The sequence below is a fragment of the Paraglaciecola chathamensis S18K6 genome (assembly GCA_000314955.1).
Classification (GTDB): domain Bacteria; phylum Pseudomonadota; class Gammaproteobacteria; order Enterobacterales; family Alteromonadaceae; genus Paraglaciecola; species Paraglaciecola chathamensis.
In genome coordinates this window covers 1-25795 of sequence record BAEM01000059.1, presented here as the reverse complement: position 1 = coordinate 25795, position 25795 = coordinate 1, and the positions used below count along the sequence as shown (strand labels likewise).

Sequence of the window (25795 nt, the reverse complement as noted above, 5' to 3'; positions counted from 1 at the left end):
AAATTCTGAGTGTATGTTTTCTACGACTAAAGTCGTGATTTGGCCTGATACTACGTTAAATTGTTGCACTTACTTAGCAAGATTTACGCTTTCTTACACTTTTTATTCAATCAAGTTATTGAACTGAAAAGTAAGGTAACTCATCGCATTCTGTTCGGTTGAATTGCACCAAAAAAACGCAAAATATGCGCAGTAAACGAACAAGGACCTGTAGCTTCTATTAGCGAAAAGGTATCTGGATTGATAAAAATTCACTGATAATGTTTCAGACATAAAAAAGGCGCTCAATTGAGCGCCTTTAAATCGAAGCATATAACTCTCAAGGAGTTATGTAACTTCCTTCAATATCTAACTACTTAATTAGCAGCACACCGTGAACGAGTACATTTTCGATACATCAATAAAACGTCTCGAATAGTCAACTTGCCGTCTCCATTAAAGTCGAAAGCCATATCAGATGCTGCACCGCTACGAATATCTGCATTCAGTGCTTGGATATCAAATTTATCCACATCACCATCACCGTCGTAGTCACCCTCTACTACTTGTACTTCAGACTCAAGTAGTAACGAGATAACAACGGGATCATGATCCGACATGCGATAGGCGTCAGGTGCGTAGTAATCAATCTGCTGCTGCTCAGACTTAAACTCAACGTTATAATCGAACACGATGGGCTCATCAGCATTAATATGCCACTCGGTAGTATCAACAACTTTGTCTACTAATTCAGCACTGGCAAGTGCGTGATCAAGGTAGCCAAATTCACCACCAAACGAGTAAGAGTACGCTTCATCACCACCAAATTTGTTTGCGAGGTTGGTATAGCCCTGCTCCAAAATTTTAAGGATAGGCTCTTCCAGCGCATAAGCATTCAAGTCACCAATAATCAATTTTGGTGTTTCAGCAAACTGCTCACTCAAGAAAGTGGTTAGTGCTTGCGCCGCACGTGTGCGAGTAAGATTACAGTTTCCTTGACCTGTGGTAGTGTCATCGTCTCCAGCACCACAGCTAGAACCTTTCGATTTGAAGTGGTTTACACTGATGACCAGTTCTTCATTGTTCTCGGTCAAGGCAAATTTTTGATTTAGCGCAGGGCGATTCTTAGTGTCTAAGAATAATGGACCATCATCATCAGATATAGAATTACTGCTATCTAAAATGGCCGGAGCGCCGATGGCTGAAACAACCGCTGGCTTGTAAATCAATGCAACGGTTATCGCATCAGTTCCAATAGCACTGCCTGCGTCAACGACAGCGTAGGTATTTGCCCCTAGTACATCGTTTAAACCGGAAACCAAATCACCCACTGCGCTACTTGTACCAAAACCGTTATTTTCGACTTCCATCAAACCTACAATGTCAGCATCCATTGCCAGTAAAGCAGCTAGTGTTTTAGCGCGCTGGCGTTCAAACTCTTCCTCACTGTCTGCACCTCGGCATTCTAAGTTAGAAGGGCCGCACAGATTAGGGCTAACATCCAAAGTATTGAAATAGTTCAACACATTCAAACTTGCTACTTTTAGGTTACCCAAATCAAGATCAGGCGCATCCGTTCTTGGATTGCTGGCAACAATAGTAGGTTGTTCAACAGGAATGATACGATACAGGCTAAAGCTAAAGTCCATTACGCCAGTTAGAGCAGCGACCGTATCCCCACTACGAAGTGGATTACTGGCCGATAGACCACCAGCAGGATAAACCACAACTTCTGGATTTTGACCGTTAACGCCGTCATCTAATGTGATCTGATTAAGCTCATTTTCGGCTGCTAAAGCAACTGCTTCTGGGCTGCCAGCTGCAAAGAGGTTAGTCGGAACAAATCGACGACCATTAGACAACAATACTTCGCCATAGCGGCCTAAACTAAAGGTATCAGTTACCGTCAAATCACTAGAGCTGGACACTAACATGCCTTCTAGTGCTTCCATTGCGTCAACAGAATCAAACGGCAAAGTCAGTGGAGTAGCAGTTACAGCGCCAGTACCACAAGCTGGGTTAATCTCAGCCACAACAAGCTGGGTCTTGTTAAATGCTTCAGCAACGTCACCTAACACGCGTACTAGGCTTCCTACTTCAGGTAGCGCGAGTGATGGGCTGTAAACAAAAATACCTTCTGATGTGGCACTGTCACCATCTTGATCGCCATCTTCTTCTTGTACAAAGTAGCCACTAAGATTTGGGAAGCTAGCAGTTACGACGCCTTCAATGATATGGGTTTCACCCACAACTGGCGAAACATCCGTTGTACCTTGGATTGCGCTAATCAAGGTAGCTGGTTCTGCACACATACCTAGTAGAGGTGTTTCATCACCGCCATTGTCACCACCGCCGTTATTTCCGCTGCCATCAAAGCTGCCGAGAGGGAAAGGAGTAGCCACAGTAGCATTATCGCTTGAGCCATCAAGTACATTAATGCCGCTGAACGTCCAGTTAGCCAACACAAACGTACTGCCATCTGGGCCTGAATCAGCCACTCGATAAGCCCAACCATCTAAGTAGTCCCAAGGCTGGCCAGTGCCGTCGACATTGATATCTCCGAACACGTCAACCACTTCACCGTCATGGAACAATTCAATGGCGTCATCACCATTAATACCCGCCGCACCTGAAGTGAATGTTGGATCAAAACCAAAGTAAGCATTAAAACCTGGCTTTTCTGTGGCAACATAGAAATATTCACCGGCAGAGGCAGAGCCAGAAAACGCATACTCTTGACCGTCTGTTCCACCACCATTATTTGCAGAACCAAAACCAAATACGCTTAAATCTTGTATGTCGGTTACCGCATAGAATTCAATCGCTTTTGGCGTTCCGCCCGATAGAGGGCCGTCAAATACGCCAGATATTAAAAGGACTTCTTTACTGGTGTATGAACCGATTGGAAATTGACTAGCCGCAGTGGCATTTGTTGCTTCCCCATCTAGTGCATTAGCACCACTGAATACCCAATTGCTAAGCGTAAAGGTTGAGCCGTCAGGTCCTGTACTAGCAACGCGATATGCCCAACCATCGACATGGTCCCATGGCTCACCGGTGCCGTCTGTATTGATATCACCAAATACGTCAACGACTTCTCCGTCACAGAATAACTCAATGGCATCATCACCGTTTATTGAGGCAGCGCCAGCAGTATCCGTTGGAGAGAATCCAAAATAAGCATCGAAATTACTGCCTTCAGAGGCGATATAAATAAAATCACCTGCAGCTGCAGAGCCAGAGAACGTATATTCTTGGCCGTCAGAGCCACCGCCGTTATTAGCAGAGCCAAAACCACATGTGCTTAAATCAGCAATATCGTTACGTACAAAGAACTCAATCGCTTTCGGTGTGCCACCAGACAAAGGCCCATCAATCACACCAGAGATGACAATATCACCTGCAGTGGCCGAGCCGCCGCTGTCACCGCCGGTATCGCCACCTGTGTCTCCATCATCGGAATCACACGCTGGCGTTTGATATAAAGTATCGACCCATTCAGGGTGATCAATGTAAGGGTTACGGTTGCCCTGATACTCATAAATAGTATCGTTACGCAATTGCTCTGCAGCATCTACCGGATCTGCGTAGTGCCACTCGACCAAGCGACATAAACGCCCCAACTCTGCATCGCCCGTTGCGGTCAAACGATCCACCAATACAAGATCTGGAGTAGAGTCACCTAAGCCTTCGTAACGAGTGTCCATGTAGAACATCATTCGAGCGACATCGCCTTTAACGGCATCACGCGGTTCAAAAGAATCACCATCTACGCGATTACTAGGTGCTTCAGCTAGTGCGTTATCACTATTGTCAAAATCTAAGTTGCCACGCGATGAGTTAACCGAAATATCTGTGGGACGTAAATGATGAATATCTGTGTATGCTTCTTGAGATTCATTTGGGAAGCCGTGGCTTTTCGCCCAACTGTGTTCACGGTTCCAGTTATCAGGATCACTGTTCTGTGTGCCACTGCCATTACTTGATTTGGCAATTGATGTACCTTTGTACCAAAGAATAACGTTATCAGTGTTATTAGGATCTTCATCTGTATGAGTCAGTGCGGTCCACACCTCAGCATAAGACAAGTTCTTATGCCCTTGAGAGATGGTATTTGTAATGGCGTTTTTAATAGTAGCCGCAGATGAGTTTGCATTCACTTCAGCGGTTACAGCGGCGTAGTAACTTTCACTGTCAAAAGTACTCGCATCGGCAATAGGCTCTAACTCAGGGCAGTTAAAGCAAGGACTAGCAGGATCGGTCTCGCCACCAGAGCCTCCGCCTGTGTCGCCACCATCTACTTCTTCAGCAAATGACTTAAGAGGAAAGGGAGTAGTTGATGCTGCATTGCTGCCATCTCCATCAAGTGCATTGGCACCGCTGAATGTCCAGTTGCCTATTGCAAAGGTGCTACCGTCAGGCCCAGTGTCAGCATTACGATATGCCCAGCCATCCATGTATTCCCATGGCTGACCACTACCATCGACGTTGATATCACCAAAAACATCAACCACAACGCCATCACAGAAAAGCTCTATGGCATCATCACCATTGATGTTGGCTGCACTATCGGTGTACGTCGGTTCAAAACCGAAAAAAGCGTTAAATTGAGGCGATTCAGACGCGAGGTAAATATAAGTGCCTGCCGTTGCTGCGCCAGCGGGGAAAGTGAATTCTTGATTGTCTGAGCCTCCACCATTATTGGCTGACCCCACGCCGCATGTGCTTAAGTCGGCAATATCTTGAGTTACGAATAATTCGATGCCCTTAGGTACGCCTCCCGTTAATGGGCCATCAAAGACCCCCGTTATAACAAGCTCCCCTGCTTGCGCTGCGGAGGCGCTTAAAAGCGCCAGCAGTGCTGGATATTTTAATTTCATAGTTTCTCCTGAGAATATTATCGCCAGTAATCCGGCTTTTTATAATTTTATAGGGCCGCAATGTTCTTCTATTTCTATGACATCTATATGACGATAAAGAGACCTTTATCGAACAGCACCTCATTTCGATACTGTCATAGGACTGTTCAATATTCCAGCACACTTGACCAAATAGTCAGCAATTAATTAGTTTTCGGCACCTTTCTTTACCAATCAATAAGTTGGTATTAATTTACTACTGCTATTTTGAAAGAATAATGCACAACAAAGGCCGCTGTGATGCAGCAAAGCGAGAGGAGTGGGTATTATTTTATAGGCTTTAAAATTAGAAAATGAACTGCTTAATGGCGATGTTTATGTCACGCGATTCAAGCAGTTTCATTCACAGATATTCAGCGCAAATACGTTTAACTTAAGGTCGCAGTCTAAAGGAATTGGTATTAGCTAGGCGCACCAGTAGAATAGGCAACAACAATAAAGCTAACCATGCCGCGCTGCCACCACTGGCCTCGATCACCACAACATCAGGTTCAACATAAATCACTTCTTTATCTTGGCTTTCGATACTCAATAGGTATAAATCAGCATCGCTGTAGCCGTCATACACAGCAACCAGTTCATTTGAGTAAGCATCGTAAATTTCAATCAATACTTCATAGTCATCCGGATAAAACCCACTAAGAAGTTCAGTTTCAACGGTGATTTGATCTTGTGTGCTATCGCCGCCAATATAAAAGTCTGATGTGGTGTGATACTCACGAAACTCTTCGTTCACACCAAGGTAAAGCCTCGCATACACTTCACTATTGGCATAGATTGAGTCCACGTCAAAATCCACACTAAAATGGTGATAATATCCGTCATAGTCGCTGTCTGTATGCAATGTGACATAGGCGTCATACACCCAATAATCGTAATTTACATCCCGCTGTGCAGGGCGAACGTTAACCCGTTTAGCTGCCTGTGATTGTGGGGTCGTTTTAGCCGCTATACTGGGCCCTTCAGGTACATTGCTATTTGCGGCCAAAGAGGATTTTGTAGACGATGAAAAGGTATTCCCACCCTGAGCGTCGGTGGACTTAGCTGACCAAGCTGATTCGTTAGCCTGTGCTGAAACGCAGAATATTGCACTAAATATGACACTGTGAATAATTGATATTTTCATGATGCACTCCCTAAATTGATGTAGGGAGTGTCGGTTTTTCACCATGAACAAACGCTGAAGAAAAGCTTACTGAGGATTAACCTGCTTGATTAGCATGGTATTTTACTGCTCCAAATACTCCTACGACTCAATAAAGTACGTGCCCCAACCGTCAAAGTGGACTTTTTGCTTTTGTGCAATCGCTAACAACTTAACGGTATCAGCGTTAATTAACTCTACGTCCAGCAAACGCTCAACAACCGCGTCAAAGCAGAAAATAGTGCCCCCATCATCAAGCATTAACTCTTCTGCATCCCCCACTTCAAAACCCGCTTTGAAAGCGTCTACCGCGGCTTTTTCCAGAACATCAAAGTTATCACCCGCAAAGTGATATTCAATTGTGTGTGGTTTAGTACTGTCACTACCGTCTTCAATTAGGGCTTCTACGGTCTCTTGGTTAAACTCAAACCATTCTGCTTGTTCGTCTGTACTCATGTGATGTCCTGTATTCAACTTTAGACGCTAGTTTATCTGTTGCCTGCGGCAACTTCACTGTCTAATTGTGCTATTTTTTCCGCCATCAGCGCATGAAAATGTTCAGTCCATTCTTTAGTCGTGCGCTCACCACTTAAATCATATGGCTTACCGACGTCGATGATCAGGGTTCCATTGTCCCAACGGTTGAGTTTTATTTTATTCTCTAAGTTACTTGCCGCTACAATCACCACCGGTCGTTTGGCTAATTTAGCGATCCGTATCGCACCGGACTTAAAAGGCAATAGCCCTCGACCGTAGCTTCTTGTTCCTTCCGGAAAAAACCAAACCGATAACTTGCGCTTTTGCATTTTTCTCACGGTGTTTTTTAACGTATCTAACGCTCTACCTGAGTTCTTTCTATCGATCATGATATTACCCGACAACCAATACACCTGACCAAAAATTGGGATCCACTTTAGGCTCTTCTTTCCAACGGTCACAGTGCCCTTTAAGGCCGCAGCGCAAATAGTAAAAATATCGAAACTATTTTGATGGTTCGCTATAAATACATAGGGGCCGTTTCGTTGAGCTTCTGGGGCGATACGTAAATCAATTTTAAGTCCTAACAACCAACACGTAGAACTATACAACTTGCCTGCTAGGTACACGTTATCTCTATGGAAGGGACGAAAAACACAAATTAACACCAGTAACAGGTTGATAAAAAGGAAGTAAAAGAAAATACTGACAATCCGAAGCAAAGCTAACACGGGTATTCCTATCATTAAAAATGGCCGCTGATTATACCTATATTTTACCAGTAGGATGTCTGATCAGTAAGTAATTGAAGCGTTATAACGTTGATTTTAAGTTAAAAATCTCATTATTATTATTGGCCAGCCGATACCAATAAAAATAGTATCGTAAACATACCAGGGTTAGGGCGTCAGTATACATGCAACAGTTTACTCATGAAGACTTGGATGATGACATCCTTACAGACTTACTCGAAGAAATTAACGAACTCTATGAAGCCAGTGAACAAACCCTAATAGAGCTAGAAATAAAACCAACCGATAAAGAGCTTCAACGTGCTTTATTTCGCTCGATTCACACTATAAAAGGTGATTTAGGCTTGGTTAATTTCACGCCTATGATCCCGCTTTTACAGCATGTAGAAGACCTTCTAGATTATCTTCGCAAAGGACAAATAGAGTACACCAGCAACATGAGCGATCTTGTGCTGTTAAGCATGGACAGGGTCAAAATATTTGTTGAGAGCTGCATTCAAAATGGCAAAGCAGAATACGACGCAAGTCTGTTTAACTTGCTAATTTTGCAGATTTCAAAAATTAGCCCGACGAATGGGGCTGAACATGAAAAAATATTATCAGAAGCCGTACTCCTATTAGATCCAAGTTTGGACGTACGTGCTTTTGCCAATACTGAAAGTGCGGAAAATCACCGTCCGCCTCCATCAAATCTCGCCACTACAGGTATTCCTAAACACTTAACGGAGCAAAAACGGGGCGACATTTTGTTTTTCCGAGAGTTAATGAAACCGATAGAAAAACGCTCTTCGTATTGGCTAGGTCGCGGTGACCGTATTGCAAAATTAGCGGCCTATGTAAATAAAGTCGCTGGCATGCCCATTGATGAAGATCAACTCGCGGTAGCCTGTTACATGCATGATTTTGGCATGGCGTTTATGCCAATAGAGATACTCCATAAAAATGGCCGAATGACAGAAGCTGAATTCAATTTAATGCGCTCTCATGTATATAAAAGTGCTCGTTTATTGGAGCATTTAGATCACTGGAATGAGGCGCGCAAAATTGTAATGCAGCACCATGAGCGAATGGATGGCAGTGGTTACCCTCTCGGGTTAAAAGAAGTCGATATTTGCGATGGAGCAAAGTTACTGGGGATCTTAGACACGTTCAACGCCATTACCCATACGCGTGCACACACTGCGCAAGCTGTGCACCCTAAAAAACGCGCAGTCATAGAAATAAATCGTATTAAAGATGGTCAGTTTTGCCCTAAATGGTTAGGTATGTTTAACCGCGCGATGGCGGTATTACTAACCAAGTAAGCGCCAGTAAGGCGCTTTTATTGGCCAGTTCGGTGTCAATGTCATAATACTGTCGAATCAGCGTCGAAATAGCGTCGCGATAACACCGAACCGTATCCCTTACATGTTCAGTTCTTTGAGCTTACGCGTCAGTGTATTGCGTCCCCACCCCAGTCTTTTTGCAGCGTCTTGCTTATGCCCATGTGTATGAAAGAGCGCGCGCTCTAGCAAAACGCGTTCAAATACCAACATTGCTTCGTCTAAAATATTATTACGCCCCGATTGGAGCTGCTCGTCAGCCCAAGAAGCAAGTATAGTTTGCCAATCACCCGACGCTTCTTCACAGTCTTTACTCAGTGGAAGTTCGTGAATTTCAGGCGGTAAATCATGGGGTAATACTTCTTGGCCACTGGCCATAACCGTTAACCAACGACAGACATTTTCTAGTTGTCGCACGTTTCCAGGCCAAGGCAACTGCATTAAAATCTTCTTGGTTTCTTTACTCAAGCTTTTCACTTCAACCCCTAATTCAGCGCCAGCTTTTTGCAAAAAGTGAGCCGCTAACAAAGGAACATCTTCTCTGCGCTCGGTTAACCGAGGAATATGGATACGAATAACGTTCAAACGGTGAAATAAATCTTCCCTAAATTTACCATCCGCTACTCTTTGTTCTAAGTTCTGGTGGGTTGCGGCAATAATACGTACGTCCACAGTCACTGGATTGTGACCACCTACGCGGTAAAACTGACCGTCAGCAAGAACACGCAATAAGCGAGTTTGCACGTCCAGCGGCATATCACCGATTTCATCAAGGAATAAAGTGCCACCATCAGCTTGCTCGAACCGACCTTGTCGAGCATTTTGAGCGCCTGTAAAGGCACCTTTTTCATGACCGAATAATTCAGATTCAATTAAATCAGCGGGGATAGCCGCCATGTTTAATGCGATAAATGTCTGCTTTGCTCGGGGACTATGGCGATGTAATGCTTGAGCGACAAGTTCTTTACCCGTGCCTGATTGACCATTAATTAACACACTAATACTAGAGCGTGATAAGCGTCCTACCGCCCTAAACACTTCTTGCATTGCTGGCGCTTCGCCGATGATCTCAGTGGCGGTTGCTAAAATAGGTCTCTGGTTACTTTTAGCTTGCTCACGTACGTGTGTTAACGCTCTGCGCACGAGCCCGACCGCTTCTTCTATATCAAAAGGTTTAGGCAGATATTCAAACGCACCGCTTTGATACGCATTTACCGCACTGTCTAAATCAGAATGAGCAGTCATGATAATCACAGGAATATTCGGATAGCGCTTATGCACTTCTTCAAGTAACGCCATGCCGTCCATTTGCGGCATGCGAATATCTGACACGATCACCTCAGGGGGTTGATCAGTCTGCAATTGCAATAATAAATCTTCAGGATTCTCGAAGCTGAAACAGGGTATACTGGCCGCTTGCAGTGCTTTTTGTAAAACCCAACGAATAGAACTATCGTCATCAACTATCCAAACCGGTTCTGTGCTCATGAATTAAGTTCCTTCCTGTTAATAGGAATATATAAAGTGAATTCTGTGTGACCTGACCAACTTTCAACGTCGATCTTGCCTTTATGGTGATCTATTAGTGTTTGAGCGATTGATAAACCTAGCCCCGTTCCCTCTTTCTTACCTGTCACCATGGGGTAGAACAAAGTGTCTTTTAATTCGCTAGGGATACCGGGACCGTTATCGACTAAACTAATTCTCATCACGAGCGGGTGCCGCTCGCCATGCACCGTCACCTGCCGCTCAATACGAGTGACTACATTGATTTTTCCATCGCTCTGTCCACTGTGCATGAGTGCCTGAACGCTATTGCGCATAATATTTAATACAGCTTGCTGCACCATATCCTGATCTAGGATGCTTTCAGGAATACTCGGATCATAATCACGTTCGATCACAATATCGTGACTAAGATCAAGCTGTACTAGCGTGATAACCTTCTCTAATACTCGGTGCACATTGTGATTTTGAAAATTAGGACGAGAATTAGGCCCTAACAGGCGATCGACTAAATTGCGTAAGCGGTCAGATTGCTCGATGATCATGGTCGTAAATTCTTGCAGGTCTGCTGAAGGCAGTTCTTTCTCAAGCAACTGCGCCGCACCGCGAATCCCCCCTAAAGGATTCTTGATTTCGTGAGCAAGCCCACGTATCAATTCACGAGCAGCTTGTTGTTGAGCCCACTGCTGTGTTTCTTGACTGATTTTCTTCTGCTGTTCGATTAAGCGCATTTCAAGTAACAAGGTGACGCCGTCAGCGGTATGCAGGCATGTAACGGTGACATCGGCATGCGTGTGGCGTCCATCGGTAAAACTAATTTGTACATCGCCGTCTGAATATCCTTCGCCATGCTGCATTCCCTGGGTAAAGCGGACGAAGTCTAAACTCGCATCAGCAATGAATTGCTTGATTGGACAGTCTAATAATAGATTTAAGCTGCGCTCAAACATTGCTTGCGCTGCATGGTTCGCTTCAACGATAACCAATTTTTCGTCCAGCAAGATAACTGCAGTGGACAAGTTATCCAGTAAAGTGTCTGTTTTCATTTTAAACGGCATATCAACAACACATTCAAGCGCACCATTTTGGTGCTTAAAGATTTATTTCAGCGCATCCTGCCCACCTGGTCAACTAGATGTTCTTAGTTAGGGCGATTCAACGCTGATGCTTGGTGCAAATAAAAGGTTTGCTTAGGGGTAGATGCAAGTATCTTGCCCGACTTGAGGGCAAATTCGATATAGAAGGTGTACGCGCCGCGATCTAACTGTTTTAGTTTAAATACGCCGCTATTTTGGGAAATACGCTGATCATTTAAGTGCAGTGTGTATTCGCCTTGAACTTGTGGGTCAATGCTTGCGTGAATACTCACGTGGCCATTGTTATCGCGAATGGTTTGCTCGGGTTTAGGGGAGACTATCTGCAGTTTTAGGTTAATTTCTTTGCGGGGTTTGTTAGCGTTAGGTGTGACCAAAACAGGTGTTTGGGTAACTCCTTTTGTCTTCACAATAGAGCCAGCAGGCAGTGGCACCGGAACAGCATGCCCCGAAGGTTTATCTGTATAAATGACGCGGCCATCTGCAGTAGTAACTTTATATACCTTGTCATTCGCCAAGACCAGCAAAGCGCACGTACACAGTAAAACTCCAATGATAATTGACTTCATAGGGAACACCGTTAACCTAACATTATATAAATACAACGACTAATACCATTCCACGTTAATAAGTGATCACTCAGCGAGAGTTTAAAAGGGCTTAAACAAGGCGCATGACTGAATGAATAGTTGTTCTCTTTCGAAGTCATGCAAAGCAGTGTAAGCCCTTTTAAAACTCGCCTGCAAGGAATGCCCCAGCGGCTTTTGCTCTGCGTTCTCACTATTTGAAAGGGAACAACCATTACTACATAGCGACGCCTTAATCAAAAACCGCTGGACGCATTCTGAGGCGGTCACTTATTAATACGGATTGGTATAATAGACACTTGCCCAGTTTATACCAATCCTCAGTCAGACGTTAATTTGTTTCCGGGAAATCAATTGCCTATTCAACACAATTCATTTTTTGATGGCCATAAAAAAAGCCTGCACAAAGCAGGCTTTTTAATGTACTAAAGCAGTTTAACTACCGCATACAAGCGTAGCTTATACGCTGTAGTACATATCAAATTCAACAGGATGAACTGATGTATTTAATAGTTCAACCTCTTGTGATTTAAGAGCGATGTACGCGTCAATCATGTCGTCACTCATTACGCCACCAGCAGTCAAGAATTCACGGTCACCATCAAGTGCAGCAAGTGCTTCTTCTAGAGAAGTCGCAACCGTTGGGATTTCTGCCGCTTCTTCAGGAGGTAGATCATATAGATCTTTGTCCATAGCATCGCCAGGGTGAATCTTGTTTTTGATTCCATCAAGGCCAGCCATCAACATAGCTGAGAATGCTAGGTAAGGGTTAGCAGTTGGATCAGGGAAACGTACTTCGATACGACGTGCTTTTTCGCTGTTCACATGTGGAATACGAATAGAAGCAGAACGGTTACGCGCTGAGTAAGCAAGCATTACTGGCGCTTCGAAACCAGGAACTAGACGCTTGTACGAGTTAGTTGAAGCGTTAGCAAATGCATTGATCGCACGAGCATGCTTGATAATACCGCCAATGTAGAACAAGGCTTCTTCAGACATACCAGCATATTTATCACCAGCGAAGATGTTTTTGCCATCTTTAGAAATTGATTGGTGACAATGCATACCTGAACCGTTGTCGCCAACAAGTGGCTTAGGCATAAAGGTCGCTGTTTGACCGTATGCATGAGCAACATTGTGCACTACATACTTATAAATTTGGATTTCATCGGCTTTCTTAACAAGTGTGTTAAAAAGACATGCAATTTCGTTTTGACCAGCAGTCGCCACTTCATGGTGATGTGCTTCTACAGTTAAACCCATCTCTTCCATTACCATACACATAGCGGCACGGGTATCGTGTGATGAATCAACTGGAGGTACTGGGAAGTAACCGCCTTTCACACCTGGACGGTGGGCCATATTGCCTTCTTCAAACTCAGCACCTGAGTTCCACTTGGCTTCAGAAGAGTCAATTTTGAAGAAAGAACCAGCCATATCTGTGTGGAAACGAACGTCGTCGAATAAGAAGAACTCTGGCTCAGGACCAAACAATACTTTGTCACCAATACCGGTTGATTTAAGGTATTCTTCAGCACGGTTTGCTACAGAGCGTGGGTCACGATCGTAACCTTGCATTGTGTTTGGCTCAAGAATGTCACAACGGATATTAACTTGAGTTTCTTCAGCGAAAGGGTCTACTACCAATGTTTCTGTATCTGGCATCAATACCATGTCAGATTCGTTAATGCCTTTCCAACCAGCAATTGACGAACCGTCAAACATCTTTCCTTCTTCAAAGAAGTCTTCATCAACTTGATGAGATGGAATTGAGATATGCTGCTCTTTACCTTTAGTGTCCGTAAAGCGCAAATCTACAAATTTAGCTTCGTTTTCTTTAATAAACTGTAAAGCCTTTTCTACTGACATTTCGTCCTCCAGAGTAAACGGTAATGTAAAATAACGTTGATATTGGTTAACTTAGCAATGTTCGAAGCGATAATCGTGCCAATCGTAAAATTGGAAAAATCGCTGCTATTTGGGCTTTTCAAGTGGACACGGCTTGTTGCGCCCAGCACCAATGCACCAATCGAGATCATTAACGCACCAATAGCGTGCAAATGATAGGGTTTGTATTTCTGCTCACTTTCTGATGTCACTTAATAGTGCAAATACAATTTCAAAAAGTTAAATCCGCATAAAAACTAAATGGTGTTCGCAAAATGCACATTATAACTGTACAATCCGCGCCCTATAAATTCCGTTAATGGTGGTTAAATCCACCCATACTAGAGAAAATATCATGAGCGCATCGCAAACCTCGACTGACAACTTGAGGAACATAGCAATTATTGCCCACGTTGACCACGGTAAAACCACCTTAGTTGACAAACTTTTACAACAGTCCGGTACGCTTGAGAGCAGAGGCGCTGCTGAAGAACGGGTTATGGATTCTAACGATATCGAAAAAGAACGCGGTATTACCATACTTGCTAAGAACACTGCGATCCGTTGGAATGACTACCGCATTAACATAGTAGACACCCCTGGACACGCCGATTTCGGTGGTGAAGTAGAGCGTGTTATGTCAATGGCTGACTCTGTATTGTTGTTAGTTGATGCGCAAGAAGGCCCTATGCCGCAAACGCGTTTCGTAACACAAAAAGCGTTTGCTCAAGGCTTAAAGCCAATTGTTGTTATCAATAAAATCGATAAGCCTGGTGCACGCCCTGATTGGGTTATCGATCAAGTGTTTGATTTGTTCGACAACTTGGGCGCCACAGACGACCAACTTGATTTCCAAGTCGTTTACGCATCTGCACTTAATGGTTGGGCTTCAAATGACGCTGACCAACCTAGTGAAGACATGACACCGTTGTTCGAAACGATTGTTAAGCATGTAAATGCGCCGGATGCGGACATTGATGGTCCTTTCCAAATGCAAATTTCTCAACTTGATTACAACTCATATGTAGGTGTTATCGGTGTTGGTCGTGTTACACGCGGTTCAGTAAAAACTAACCAAGCGGTAACAATCGTTGGTGCTGATGGCAAAAAACGTAACGGCAAAATGGGCCAAGTACTTGGTTACATGGGCTTAGATCGCATGGAAGTTGATGTGGCCAATGCCGGTGACATTATTGCTGTTACAGGTTTAGGCGAGCTTAAGATTTCTGACACTATCTGTGACCAGAACGCAGTTGAAGCGCTACCAGCACTATCAGTTGATGAGCCTACCGTAACCATGACGTTCCAAGTAAACACCTCACCATTTTGTGGTAAAGAAGGTAAGTACGTTACTTCACGTAACATCCTAGAGCGTTTACAAGATGAGCTTATTCACAACGTTGCACTACGTGTTGACGAGACTCCTGATCCGGACAAATTCCGTGTATCTGGACGTGGTGAATTACACTTGGGTATATTGATTGAAAACATGCGCCGTGAAGGTTACGAGCTTGCTGTATCACGCCCAGAAGTAATTTTGCGTGAAGTTGACGGTAAATTAGAAGAACCGTTTGAAACAGTGACTATCGATGTTCAAGAAGATCATCAAGGTTCAATCATGGAGCAGATTGGTTTGCGTAAAGGCGAACTAACTAACATGTCTCCAGATGGTAAAGGCCGTATTCGTATGGACTTCATCATTCCTAGCCGTGGCTTGATTGGTTTCCAAACTGATTTCATGACCATGACGTCTGGTTCTGGCTTAATGTACCATACGTTTGATCACTACGGTCCTCATAAAGGCGGTAACATCGGTCAGCGTAAAAACGGTGTATTGATTGCTAACGCAACGGGTAAAGCCCTAACTAACGCTTTGTTTAACTTGCAAGAGCGCGGCCGTTTATTTATCGGTCACGGTGTTGAAGTATACGAAGGCATGGTGATTGGTATCCACAGCCGTGACAACGACCTTACTGTTAACGCCCTTAAAGGCAAGCAGTTAACCAACGTTCGTGCATCTGGTACAGATGAAGCACAATCTTTGGTTCCACCTGTATTGCTTTCACTTGAGCAAGCGTTGGAATTCATCGATAACGACGAGCTAGTTGAAGTGACGCCTAAGAGTATTCGTATCCGTAAGAAGTTATTGACGGAAAACGATCGTAAGCGTGCAGGTCGCTCTAAAGACTAAGCAGTCTTAACAATCTAATAAGAAACGGCTCATATGAGCCGTTTTTTTTGCTTTGCACAATATATTTCTAAAAAAATAACTTATACCAATTACGGGTAAAACGCAGCACTGCCAAGCCTAATAGCCCAAATAGCCCCACACTGCCGCCAGAGCTTTCTGAACTCCCACCTCCGCTGTTGTCTTGATTAATCATTGTGTTAGCTGGCGGATTCAATTCAGCGTGTGTGACTGTGGCGGCATCTGTTACCACAACATCAGTAATAATCACGAGATGTTCATCTGTTACATCCACGCCCGCCGCTAAATCTGCTTGAGAGTAGTTACGCAGTGGAGTGGCATTCGCTGCACCGCCTAGATCAAATCTGTTCAGGGCCGCAATCTGGTCAATAATATCCATACCATCACCTAACACTTGACCAAAAACGGTGAAGCCACCGTTTTGAACATCCAAGTTTGCACTGTTGTCACTAAGATTAATAAACCATTGTGATGTGGCACTATCAGGGTTACCACTTAACTTCGCCATAGCGATTGTGCCACGACGGTTTGACAATTCAGGTTCATTTTCAACTGCGCTGCCTGTTGGTACCGAATCCAGTGGAAATGCAGCGTTATATTGAAAACCACCGGCTTGTATGACAAACCCGGGCTCCGAGCGGTGCACTACATTATTGGCATAAGCCCCTGAGTTTACGTAACTTAAAAAGTTTTCAACGGTTTGCGGTGTCGTATTATCGAACAGATTAATATTCACATCGCCCAGCACAGTGCGAATTTGTACTTCTGTCGCATGTGAAACAGATATTGTTAAGCAGCTGATACCAATTGCCATTGCAGTGTGTTTTAGTTTTAACATCATTCCCAGATCGTTTCATTGATTAACCAGGTAAATAGATTAATTTAAATACGACCTCGGATTCTTAACAATTTGTAATCTTTTCAGCGGAACGTTCTCACGGCAGTTGAATCTCATCTTTTATCAAGTCTTGCAACAATGAGCGCGTAATTAATTGCTTCGCTTGCTCAATATCAGGTGAGAAATATCTATCTTTGTCGTAAAAAGTCACTTTACTGCGCAGCAACGCGTGAACATCCTGCAATCGTTGGCTGGTTTTAAGCGGGAACCGAAAATCAATCCCTTGGCAAGCAGCCAACCATTCAATGGCTAAAATACCCGCAACGTTATCAAAAATATCTCGTAATCGACGTCCAGCAAACGTCGCCATAGACACATGGTCTTCCTGGTTTGCCGAGGTCTGTAATGAGTCGATTGATGCTGGATGGGCGTACGTTTTGTTTTCGCTGGCAAGGGCGGCGCTTGTTACTTGGGCTATCATAAAACCAGAATTCACCCCGCCATTATCCACTAAAAATGGCGGCAAGCCGCTCAAATTAGAATCTATTAACAGGGCCATACGCCGCTCGGACAGAGCGCCTATTTCGGCTAACGCAATGGCAAGCATATCAGCGGCCATGGCGACAGTTTCGGCATGAAAATTCCCCCCAGATAATATGTCATCTGATTCTGCAAAGACTAAGGGATTGTCCGAGACGCCATTGGCCTCGGTGACGAGTATCTCTTTGGCATATCGAATTTGTTGCAAGCAGGCGCCCATCACTTGTGGCTGACAGCGTAATGAATAGGGGTCTTGTACTTTTTCACAACCACCATGAGAGTGGCCTATTTCAGATTCTTGCAGTAAGGCTCTAAAACCGGATGCTACGTCAATCTGTGCTTGATGGCCGCGCACCACATGAATGCGCTCATCAAAGGGCACTCTAGAGCCAAGAGCTGCATCCACTGACAACGCACCTATTGCAACGGAGCTAGTCAGTGCATTTTCAGCATAAAACAACCCTTGCAAGGCAAACGCGGTTGAAGCCTGAGTACCATTGAGTAACGCCAATCCTTCTTTAGGTGCGAGTGAAATTGGCTGCAAACCAGCAATCATCAGCCCTTTTTCTGCCGAAATACGATTGCCTTGGTAAATAACCTCACCTTCCCCTAAAAGAACTGCACTCATATGCGCTAGTGGGGCTAAATCGCCGGATGCGCCCACCGAGCCTTTCTCTGGTATGGCTGGATAAACTTCATGATTATACAGCGCAATTAAGGCTTCAATAACACTTAAGCGGATCCCAGAAAAGCCACGGGCAAGTGAATTAATCTTCAGCAGCATGAGTAGCCTCACTACCGCACCTGACATAAAATCTCCAATACCTGCCGCATGTGATAGTACGATGCTGCGCTGCAATAGCTCCAATTCATCCACTTCGATTTTTGTGTTAGCGAGCAAACCAAACCCGGTATTGATACCGTAAACTGTACGTCCTTGTGTGATAACATTTTGCACAGTTTGCTCTGCCATGTTTATAGCCGCAAAGCTTTCAGGCGCCAAAACTATGGGTACATGGCGGCGATGTACTTGACGTAAGGTTTCAATGCAAAGCGTACCGGGATGAAGAGTATATTTAGTCGTCATGGTTTATCCCTGCCCCTTAGTCGTGTTGCTAACCGTACTATTCGCTAACATAGGCAAATCGAGTTTATGCCCGGTGGCGCACTGTATGGCTAAATCATAGCCCGCATCTGCATGGCGCATCACGCCTGTTGCTGGGTCGTTATGCAATACCCGCGCAATACGTTGGTCGGCCTCAGCTGAGCCATCACAGAGTATGACGACGCCCGAGTGCTGACTAAATCCCATGCCAACGCCTCCACCATGGTGCAAACTCACCCAAGTAGCGCCACCGGCGGTATTGAGCATAGCATTGAGCAAAGGCCAATCTGACACTGCATCAGAGCCGTCGAGCATCCCTTCTGTTTCGCGATTCGGTGAAGCTACCGAGCCTGAGTCTAAATGGTCACGCCCAATCACGATGGGCGCACTAAGCTCACCTTGACGTACCATTTCATTAAATGCCAGGCCAAGTTTCTGTCTCTCCCCTAAGCCTACCCAGCAGATACGCGCGGGTAGCCCTTGGAATTGAATTTTTGCTTTGGCCATATCCAACCATTGATGTAAATGAGCATTGTCTGGGATCAGCTCTTTAACTTTGGCATCAGTCTTATAAATATCTTCGGGGTCGCCAGATAACGCAACCCAGCGAAAAGGCCCGATCCCTTGGCAAAATAGAGGCCGGATATAGGCAGGAACAAACCCAGGAAAGTCGAAAGCGTTCTTCACCCCTTCTTCTAAAGCCATTTGGCGAATGTTATTGCCATAATCTAACGTGGCTGACCCTGCAGCCTGTAGACCGAGCATAGCCTGTACATGTACCGACATTGATTGCTTCGCTGCTTTGACTATTTTTGCTTCATCCTGTGCTCGCACTTCAGAGGCTTGTTTAAGAGACCAGCCTTTGGGCAAGTAGCCATTTAAGGGGTCATGAGCACTGGTTTGATCCGTAACTACATCGGGTACCACGCCCATAGCCAAAAGCTCAGGGAAAACATCTGCGGCATTGGCGAGTAACCCAACAGACACTGATTTATTACTCCGTTTGGCCTCTTCCAGCAAAGCCAAAGCTTGAGGCAAAGTTGTCGCCTTTTTATCCAGGTACCCTGTCTTTATTCTAAAATCAATACGGCTTTCATCCACCTCAACCGCTAACATCGAAAACCCTGCCATAACAGCGGCCAACGGCTGGGCTCCCCCCATCCCGCCTAGTCCTGCGGTAAGTATCCAACGTCCTTCTGCTTTACCGTGAAAATGTGCCTTTGCAATGCTTACAAATGTTTCGTACGTGCCTTGCACTATGCCTTGTGAACCGATGTAAATCCAAGATCCCGCGGTCATTTGCCCGTACATCATCAAACCTTTTTTATCTAGCTCATTAAAATGCTCCCAATTTGCCCAATGAGGGACAAGGTTTGAGTTGGCAATCAACACGCGAGGGGCATTTTCATGGGTAGGAAAGACGCCTACCGGCTTGCCGCTTTGCACCAACAAGGTTTCGTCATTATTCAAACGTTTAAGGACTTCAACTATTTTGTCGTAGCTTGGCCAATCTCTGGCCGCACGCCCAATCCCACCGTAAACAACAAGTGCATGCGGATGCTCAGCTACATCAGGATCGAGATTGTTCATCAACATACGTAGTGCGGCTTCGGTCTGCCAGCTTTTAGTATTTAACACGCTCCCTCTTGGCGCGCGAATGGTACGGTTCTTATCAATACGATCCATATTAACTCCTGATTGAGTGAGAGAAATCGAGATGCCCACCAATGCGATAACGGTTTCCGGGGTGGAATAATAAAGCGTAACTCACAATGCCTTTAGCTGAATATGTACGACGACTTACCTGCAAGCAGGGCTGGTTTGGCTCAATGGCCAAAGACTTAGCAACATATTGGGTGGGTAATATCGCTTCAATCGCATGGTCCGCCTGAGTTAGTGGAGCCACGCTATTTAAATAGTGATTTGCGGTAGTTTGACTAAAGTCCTGTGTTAGATAATCAGGAGCCCATTGTGGATTCACTAAACGGTCTTCCAACTGAACAGGCAACTCATTTTCATAATGCACAATGCAGGTGTGAAATAACTCAGTTCCTGTTGGAACATCAAGCCAAGCTCCCTGTTCACTAGTTGCCTTGACTTTCAATTGAGTTAGCACCTGATTGGAGTAGGTGTGACCGCGCTGAAGAATTTCATCATCGATACTACGAATTTCGAGCAGGGAACTCATCGGCCGATGATCATTTACAAACGTTCCTAGCCCTTGGCTTCGCGCTAGCACACCTTCGTCTACCAATTCAGTTAAGGCCCGCCTAGCCGTCATACGACTCACCTTGAATATTTCTGCCAATTGATTTTCTGAGTCCACTTTATCGCCTGGCTTCATCTTTCCCGCTTCTATGCTATCGATGATGGCTGATTTAATTTTAATGTATCTAGGTTGCATAACGACTCTCTGTTTTGATTTTCGCAATTTAACCCAACCAGCTTGTATATACAAGTGCATACAAGTACGATAACTAAAAATTCAATGTGAGAGGTGCAACATGAGAAAGACCGCAGGTTTCTGTATAAACAACGTCAACATAGCGACGATGAGCGCGTCTTCTAACGTTGCTAATGTACCTTATGGAATTAAAGAGAATGGGTCGGTTTATATTAATGCCGGTCGCATCGAAAAAATTGACAACGCTAATCATTTATCCGCAGATGGGATTAATGTTATCGATGGCCAAGGGCAGTGGTTATTACCAGGCTTAATTGATTGCCACACGCATTTGGTCTACGCAGGTAACCGCGCCTCTGAGTTTGAAATGCGCCAGCAAGGCAAGTCGTATTCAGAAATAGCCAAGCAAGGTGGGGGTATTCAAAGCACGGTGAATGCAACTCGACAAGCCTCTTATGAGAGCTTGCTACATTTAGCCAAGAATCGTGCAGCACGCTTAATTGAAGAAGGCGTAACAACAATTGAAGTGAAATCAGGCTACGGTCTGGATCTAGAAACTGAGCTGAGAATGCTACACGTGGCTAAGGATTTAGAGAGGACATTAAGCGTAAACATTGAGCCCACTTATCTTGGTGCGCACAGCGTGCCGAAAGAGTATCGTGAATCCCCTGACGAATACATTAAGTTTGTGTGTGAACAAGTGTTGCCTGAGGTAGTAAAACAAGGGTTAGCAACCAGCGTAGACGTATTTTGTGAGACTATCGGCTTTACACCGGCTCAATGTGAAACAGTATTCATTGCTGCCAAGGACCACGGCTTAAATGTGAAGGCACACGTAGAACAATTATCTGATTTAAAGGGCGCCAAACTTGCCGCCAAGTATCACGCGCTGTCAGTAGATCACATAGAATATTTACAACCTGAGGACATCCCTGCTCTGGCCAAATCCAACACTGTTGCCGTAGTATTACCTGGCGCATTCTATTCATTGCGTGAAACGCAGTTGCCGCCAATTGCAGCGCTACGGGCTCACAACGTACCGATGGCAATCGCGACAGATCTTAACCCCGGTAGCTCCCCTATTGCCTCTTTATTAACGATAATGAACATGGGCTGCGTGTTATTCGGTATGACGCCAGAAGAAACCTTATTAGGGGTTACTCGTCATGCAGCTCAGGCCTTAGGGCTAAATCGTAAAGGTCAGATTGTAACTGGGTTCGATGCAGATCTTGGGTTGTGGAACATACAACACCCGTGTGAATTGAGCTATGGGATTAACCAAGTTCGCCCATCTCGTATATGGGTAAATGGTGAGGAGCGTTGAATTGTTGAGTGAATTCAAATGGCAAGGTAGAACTGACGAAGAGGATGGAAAACAAGGCCTGAGATGGCATCAAGTGATGAATTCCACCAATTCAGAGCCCAATTTACCCAATTGTCACCTTTTAGGCCTTGCTTGCGATCTTGGCGTCAAAGAGAACAAAGGCAGAGCGGGAGCCCAAAATGGCCCCAAAGAAATTCGCTCTGTATTAGCAAATCTTCCGTACCAATATAATGTGAATCTACACGACCGAGGCGATATAAACGCACAATCCAGTTTAGCGGATTGCCAACAGGAATACGCCCAACAAGTAGCAAACTCATTACAACAGAGCGCGTTCGTAATTGGGCTTGGGGGCGGCCACGAGATCGCTTGGGGCAGTTACTTGGGATTACATCAGGCATTTAACCATACAGATGCGCCTACCGCAGGTCAGAAACGTATCGGTATAATCAATTTTGATGCACACTTTGATTTACGAAAACCGGCGCCGAATGCAAGTTCAGGCACACCATTTCGCCAGATTTTTCAGCACTGCGCGGATAACACATCGGCGTTTCATTACGCTTGTCTAGGTGTATCAAGAATGGCTAACACACGCGCGCTATTTGAATTTGCCCTACAAAGTAACACACAGTTTTTACTTGATGAGAATTGCTGCCTAGAAAGTGCCCAATCGCTCCTTCTCCCCATGTTAAGGGAAATAGATGTGCTGTATGTCACGATTTGCCTTGATGCGTTCCCTAGCGACATCGCCCCCGGGGTAAGTGCACCGAGTAGCCTAGGAATTAATATCAAGTTTGTACTGGAAACTCTTCGCTGGTTAGCTTCTCAACAGACAATTCTTGGCTATCAATGGCCTCTTATGGATATCGCTGAGTTAAACCCGAAATACGACATCGACCAGCGTACTGCTAGGCTCGCAGCACGGTTAGTCTTCGAAAGCATTGACGCGAGATTTTCTTAGAAGCGTCTACATGCTTCTATGTAACGGCAAAAGCCGAGATAAATCTCGGCTCTTTATAATGAATGAGGATTAATGTGTTAAACCACTTCAATAATTTCCTCAATTGCTAAGCGCGCTTTTGGCAACCCATAGTTCCAATCGTCTTCAGCGTTTTGATAACCCATAGCCAACGCAACTTCACATATGTGACCATCGAGTTCCTGTTGGAACTTCTCTCCGATAAGCTCGTGATCTACCCCTTCCATTGGTGTAGAGGCGATACCTAAGCGTGCTAGCGTATGCATGATATTACCTAAAGCTAAATACACTTGTGCCTTAGTCCAGCTACCATTGTAACCATTTTCATCTGTGTTCATTTCTGCGAATGCGTACGCACCCATAAATGAATCACGCATTTCGGCAGGCAAATGCCCTGAGCTTACTTCAGCATCAACTCGCTTAGAGAATTTTTCTTTAGTAAATTTAGGATCATAAGCTAGCAACAAAGTATGCGACGCCTCTTTGGCATGCAACTGATTGAATTGATGCTTGTTAGCAAACGTGTCATGTAGGCGTTGCTTGCCTTCATCACTTTCAACTAGGATGAACTTCCACGGTTGTGAGTTTATCGACGAAGCTGATAAGCGAATAGCTTCTTTAATTACGGCAATATCTTCTGCCGAAATACGCTTAGCTGTATCGTATTTTTTAACTGTATAACGCGTGCTTAAATCTTTAATAATTTGATGAGACATTGTTTACCGCCTTGTTTATAAGGATATCTAAAAGTATGGACGGAAGTTTATGCTCTTTTTGCTCCACTGATAATTAGGCAAAATATTGAAAGTCTTTATTGATTACTTTGACAATACAAATACGCTGGAATGAAACTCATCATATCAGCATAAATTACCTCACATCATAGTTTTGAGCGCATGTTGAACAGCCATATCAAGCTCAGTCAACTGCTCATTATTCTTACCAAGGCTGATAAAATTACGCAAATTAAGCAAAAATGATTTTACATTATGCCGCTGCGCTAAACCTTGCTGGCTAGTAAACACCTCAGCCCAATGATTAAACGGGCTAGGAGCGGCAACATCGTTAATCCATTGCTTCCAATAAGCGATTGGCACATCACCTCGACGCATCGCATAATATACAGGCCTAGCTAAACGCTCAGGCTCTGAATAAATATAGAAATGAGCCTCCTTCGCTCTTACTTGTCGAGCAATAGCATTTAACATCTGTTGTAACTGCAGTGGACTGATCCTTGGATTGAGAACCAGCTGCAGAACAGCATCGGAAGCATGGGCAACACTGTGACGCCAGCCAAGCTGCTCGTCAAAGCCTCTGTAATCATTAGCCATCAATATGTAGGACGACAATATATTAACCGCTTCCGTTCGCTGTTCTGGCTGTAAATAAGGGACTTTACGATCGACTCGTAATACTTCAGAGAAAACAAGCACAACAAAAGGCCCGAAAACCGAATGTTCATCGTCTTTATTTTGCGCTATATCGCTAAGCAATGTTTCAAACAGCGATGATAGTTCTGGTTTACCAATAAGACCAGCGCGTAACCATGTTGAATAAGCACCAAAAGCGACCTCATCGCGGATGACAGGGTCATTAGATGCCAAACAGTAACGAAGTTGTGGAAGTAGCTCTTGTATTGTGGAGCGGCTAAGAGAGAAATGGTTATCCTTTAACTCTAAGAATTTAGCTTTGCTCCAACCATTAGAGAAACATGGTTTTTCATCAATAACCTCGCTCTGAGCGTAATCAACGAACGAAAGATTAATAATCGTTAAGATAAAAGCGCTGAAAGCAAAGTTAATAATCGACAAGTAACGCATTACGAAGTTCTCTAAAAAGGAAGTTATGAAACAATAACATAAACACCCAACCAGCATAGCCCCGGGTATACCAGCACTCTGGGTAAGGATGGTATCTTTAGTTGCACAGCAACATCCAGCCGCACTACACACCAAGGAAGGCGTGGCTGCCACTCCGTCGCGGGGAGTCCTTCATCATGGACGTGTTTATACCGTGACTAGTACAACCCTGAAGGTTTGTTGCCGAGTTGCTTTTGCGCGAAGCGCATATACGAAAAAGCCCTGACCGTTTTTTTGTCAGGGCTTTTCGTGTAATGACAGTCTACCGTTGTCTTCCGGCAACCGCGTTGTCTCGCAGCGCAGTTGTCGCATGGGGGTGAAGACGGAGGCTTTTGCGAAGCGAAGCTTTGCCCGTCTGAACGACACGCCATGGATGGCGTGGCTGGTGCGCAACACCACGGATGGGTTGTTCTTCAGATTTCATGCAAAGCGCTAGAGCTGAATGCCACTCGATGGATTTGGTTTCTTCATGTGGGGGTAGCGTTGCGCGACAGCGCTTAGGATGAAGCCACCTTATCATTGTTGTTTAGATAGCCTTTGATTGTTTTTTGTAGCGCAGAAACGAAAAAAGCCACCCGATTAAGGTGGCTTCATTCTAAATGGAAGTCTGGCGGTGTGCTACTCTCGCATGGGGAAACCCCATACTACCATCGCCGCTAATGCGTTTCACTTCTGAGTTCGAGATGGGATCAGGTGGGGCCGCATCGCTATGGCCGCCAGACATAAACTGTTATTTATCAAGCCTAAGCTTAATAAATCAATATGTAAAAGCTGATGCCGTTCCTGTTAAGGTCGGGCCGTAATCATCGCTAAATTTCTTTAGTCTTACTCTTGATTCAATACTTGTCATACAAACAACACTCAAAC

Annotated in this window: 18 protein-coding genes and 1 rRNA gene; 4 read left to right on the top strand and 15 right to left on the bottom strand. The window is 44.6% G+C overall.

Annotated elements, in window-relative coordinates; genetic code table 11:
• Nucleotides 1-356 precede the first annotated feature (356 nt).
• The 4 genes from GCHA_RS20725 to GCHA_RS20710 all read right to left on the bottom strand — a co-directional run bounded on the left by GCHA_RS20725 (nucleotide 357) and on the right by GCHA_RS20710 (nucleotide 7250).
• Nucleotides 357-4859, bottom strand: coding sequence for an ExeM/NucH family extracellular endonuclease (locus GCHA_RS20725; RefSeq protein ID WP_007991861.1), 4503 nt, complete (start codon nucleotides 4857-4859; stop codon nucleotides 357-359).
• A gap of 412 nt (nucleotides 4860-5271) precedes the next feature.
• On the bottom strand, nucleotides 5272-6024 hold the full coding sequence (locus tag GCHA_RS20720; protein ID WP_007991860.1) for a choice-of-anchor H family protein: 753 nt from the start codon (nucleotides 6022-6024) through the stop codon (nucleotides 5272-5274).
• Between the two features lie 120 nt (nucleotides 6025-6144).
• Nucleotides 6145-6498, bottom strand: a complete 354-nt coding sequence (gene rraB, locus GCHA_RS20715; protein WP_007991859.1) for a ribonuclease E inhibitor RraB — start codon at nucleotides 6496-6498, stop codon at nucleotides 6145-6147.
• A 32-nt stretch (nucleotides 6499-6530) separates the two neighbouring features.
• On the bottom strand, nucleotides 6531-7250 hold the full coding sequence (locus GCHA_RS20710) for a 1-acylglycerol-3-phosphate O-acyltransferase (RefSeq protein WP_039992881.1): 720 nt from the start codon (nucleotides 7248-7250) through the stop codon (nucleotides 6531-6533).
• A 185-nt stretch (nucleotides 7251-7435) separates the two neighbouring features.
• Here GCHA_RS20710 and GCHA_RS20705 point away from each other — a divergent pair, with 185 nt between their 5' ends.
• A complete protein-coding gene (locus GCHA_RS20705; protein WP_007991857.1) occupies nucleotides 7436-8575 on the top strand; it encodes an HD domain-containing phosphohydrolase in 1140 nt (379 codons plus the stop codon).
• Nucleotides 8576-8674: 99 nt separating this feature from the next.
• On the opposite strand, the gene glnG is transcribed toward GCHA_RS20705, so the two are convergent.
• The 4 genes from glnG to glnA form a co-directional block, all read right to left on the bottom strand.
• Complete coding sequence (glnG, locus tag GCHA_RS20700; protein ID WP_007991856.1) at nucleotides 8675-10081, bottom strand: nitrogen regulation protein NR(I); 1407 nt, start codon at nucleotides 10079-10081, stop codon at nucleotides 8675-8677.
• Nucleotides 10078-11157, bottom strand: a complete 1080-nt coding sequence (glnL, locus tag GCHA_RS20695; protein WP_007991854.1) for a nitrogen regulation protein NR(II) — start codon at nucleotides 11155-11157, stop codon at nucleotides 10078-10080. The genes glnG and glnL overlap by 4 nt, the downstream gene beginning before the upstream one ends.
• Nucleotides 11158-11240: 83 nt before the next feature.
• Nucleotides 11241-11762: a DUF4124 domain-containing protein gene (locus tag GCHA_RS20690; RefSeq protein ID WP_007991852.1), complete on the bottom strand. Its 522-nt coding sequence runs from the start codon at nucleotides 11760-11762 to the stop codon at nucleotides 11241-11243.
• Between the two features lie 477 nt (nucleotides 11763-12239).
• Nucleotides 12240-13649, bottom strand: coding sequence for a glutamate--ammonia ligase (gene glnA / locus GCHA_RS20685; protein ID WP_007991850.1), 1410 nt, complete (start codon nucleotides 13647-13649; stop codon nucleotides 12240-12242).
• A 373-nt stretch (nucleotides 13650-14022) separates the two neighbouring features.
• Here glnA and typA point away from each other — a divergent pair, with 373 nt between their 5' ends.
• Nucleotides 14023-15858 carry a translational GTPase TypA gene (gene typA / locus GCHA_RS20680; protein WP_007991846.1) on the top strand — a complete coding sequence of 612 codons (1836 nt, stop codon included), beginning with the start codon at nucleotides 14023-14025 and terminating at the stop codon, nucleotides 15856-15858.
• Nucleotides 15859-15925: 67 nt separating this feature from the next.
• On the opposite strand, the gene GCHA_RS20675 is transcribed toward typA, so the two are convergent.
• The 4 genes from GCHA_RS20675 to hutC form a co-directional block, all read right to left on the bottom strand.
• The gene (locus GCHA_RS20675) at nucleotides 15926-16717 is read right to left on the bottom strand and encodes a peptidylprolyl isomerase (RefSeq protein ID WP_007991845.1); all 792 of its coding nucleotides are present in this window, start codon (nucleotides 16715-16717) and stop codon (nucleotides 15926-15928) included.
• A 94-nt stretch (nucleotides 16718-16811) separates the two neighbouring features.
• A complete protein-coding gene (gene hutH, locus GCHA_RS20670; RefSeq protein ID WP_007991844.1) occupies nucleotides 16812-18341 on the bottom strand; it encodes a histidine ammonia-lyase in 1530 nt (509 codons plus the stop codon).
• 3 nt (nucleotides 18342-18344) lie between these two features.
• The gene (gene hutU, locus GCHA_RS20665; RefSeq protein ID WP_007991843.1) at nucleotides 18345-20045 is read right to left on the bottom strand and encodes a urocanate hydratase; all 1701 of its coding nucleotides are present in this window, start codon (nucleotides 20043-20045) and stop codon (nucleotides 18345-18347) included.
• A 1-nt stretch (nucleotide 20046) separates the two neighbouring features.
• Nucleotides 20047-20763 (bottom strand): histidine utilization transcriptional repressor HutC, encoded by a 717-nt coding sequence (gene hutC / locus GCHA_RS20660; protein WP_007991842.1) that lies wholly within the window; start codon nucleotides 20761-20763, stop codon nucleotides 20047-20049.
• A 100-nt stretch (nucleotides 20764-20863) separates the two neighbouring features.
• On the opposite strand from hutC, the gene hutI reads away from it, so the two are divergent.
• Entirely contained in the window at nucleotides 20864-22087 is a 1224-nt protein-coding gene (gene hutI / locus GCHA_RS20655; protein ID WP_007991840.1) for an imidazolonepropionase, read from the top strand.
• A gap of 1 nt (nucleotide 22088) precedes the next feature.
• Nucleotides 22089-23051 (top strand): formimidoylglutamase, encoded by a 963-nt coding sequence (gene hutG, locus GCHA_RS20650; protein ID WP_007991838.1) that lies wholly within the window; start codon nucleotides 22089-22091, stop codon nucleotides 23049-23051.
• Between the two features lie 77 nt (nucleotides 23052-23128).
• Here hutG and GCHA_RS20645 read toward each other — a convergent pair whose 3' ends face one another.
• From GCHA_RS20645 to rrf, 3 genes are all read right to left on the bottom strand, one after another.
• Nucleotides 23129-23785, bottom strand: a complete 657-nt coding sequence (locus tag GCHA_RS20645; RefSeq protein ID WP_007991836.1) for a nitroreductase family protein — start codon at nucleotides 23783-23785, stop codon at nucleotides 23129-23131.
• Nucleotides 23786-23944: 159 nt separating this feature from the next.
• Nucleotides 23945-24889 carry a DUF2785 domain-containing protein gene (locus GCHA_RS20640; RefSeq protein WP_007991834.1) on the bottom strand — a complete coding sequence of 315 codons (945 nt, stop codon included), beginning with the start codon at nucleotides 24887-24889 and terminating at the stop codon, nucleotides 23945-23947.
• Nucleotides 24890-25533: 644 nt separating this feature from the next.
• Nucleotides 25534-25649: ribosomal RNA gene (gene rrf / locus GCHA_RS20635) — 5S ribosomal RNA — on the bottom strand.
• Nucleotides 25650-25795: the final 146 nt, after the last annotated feature.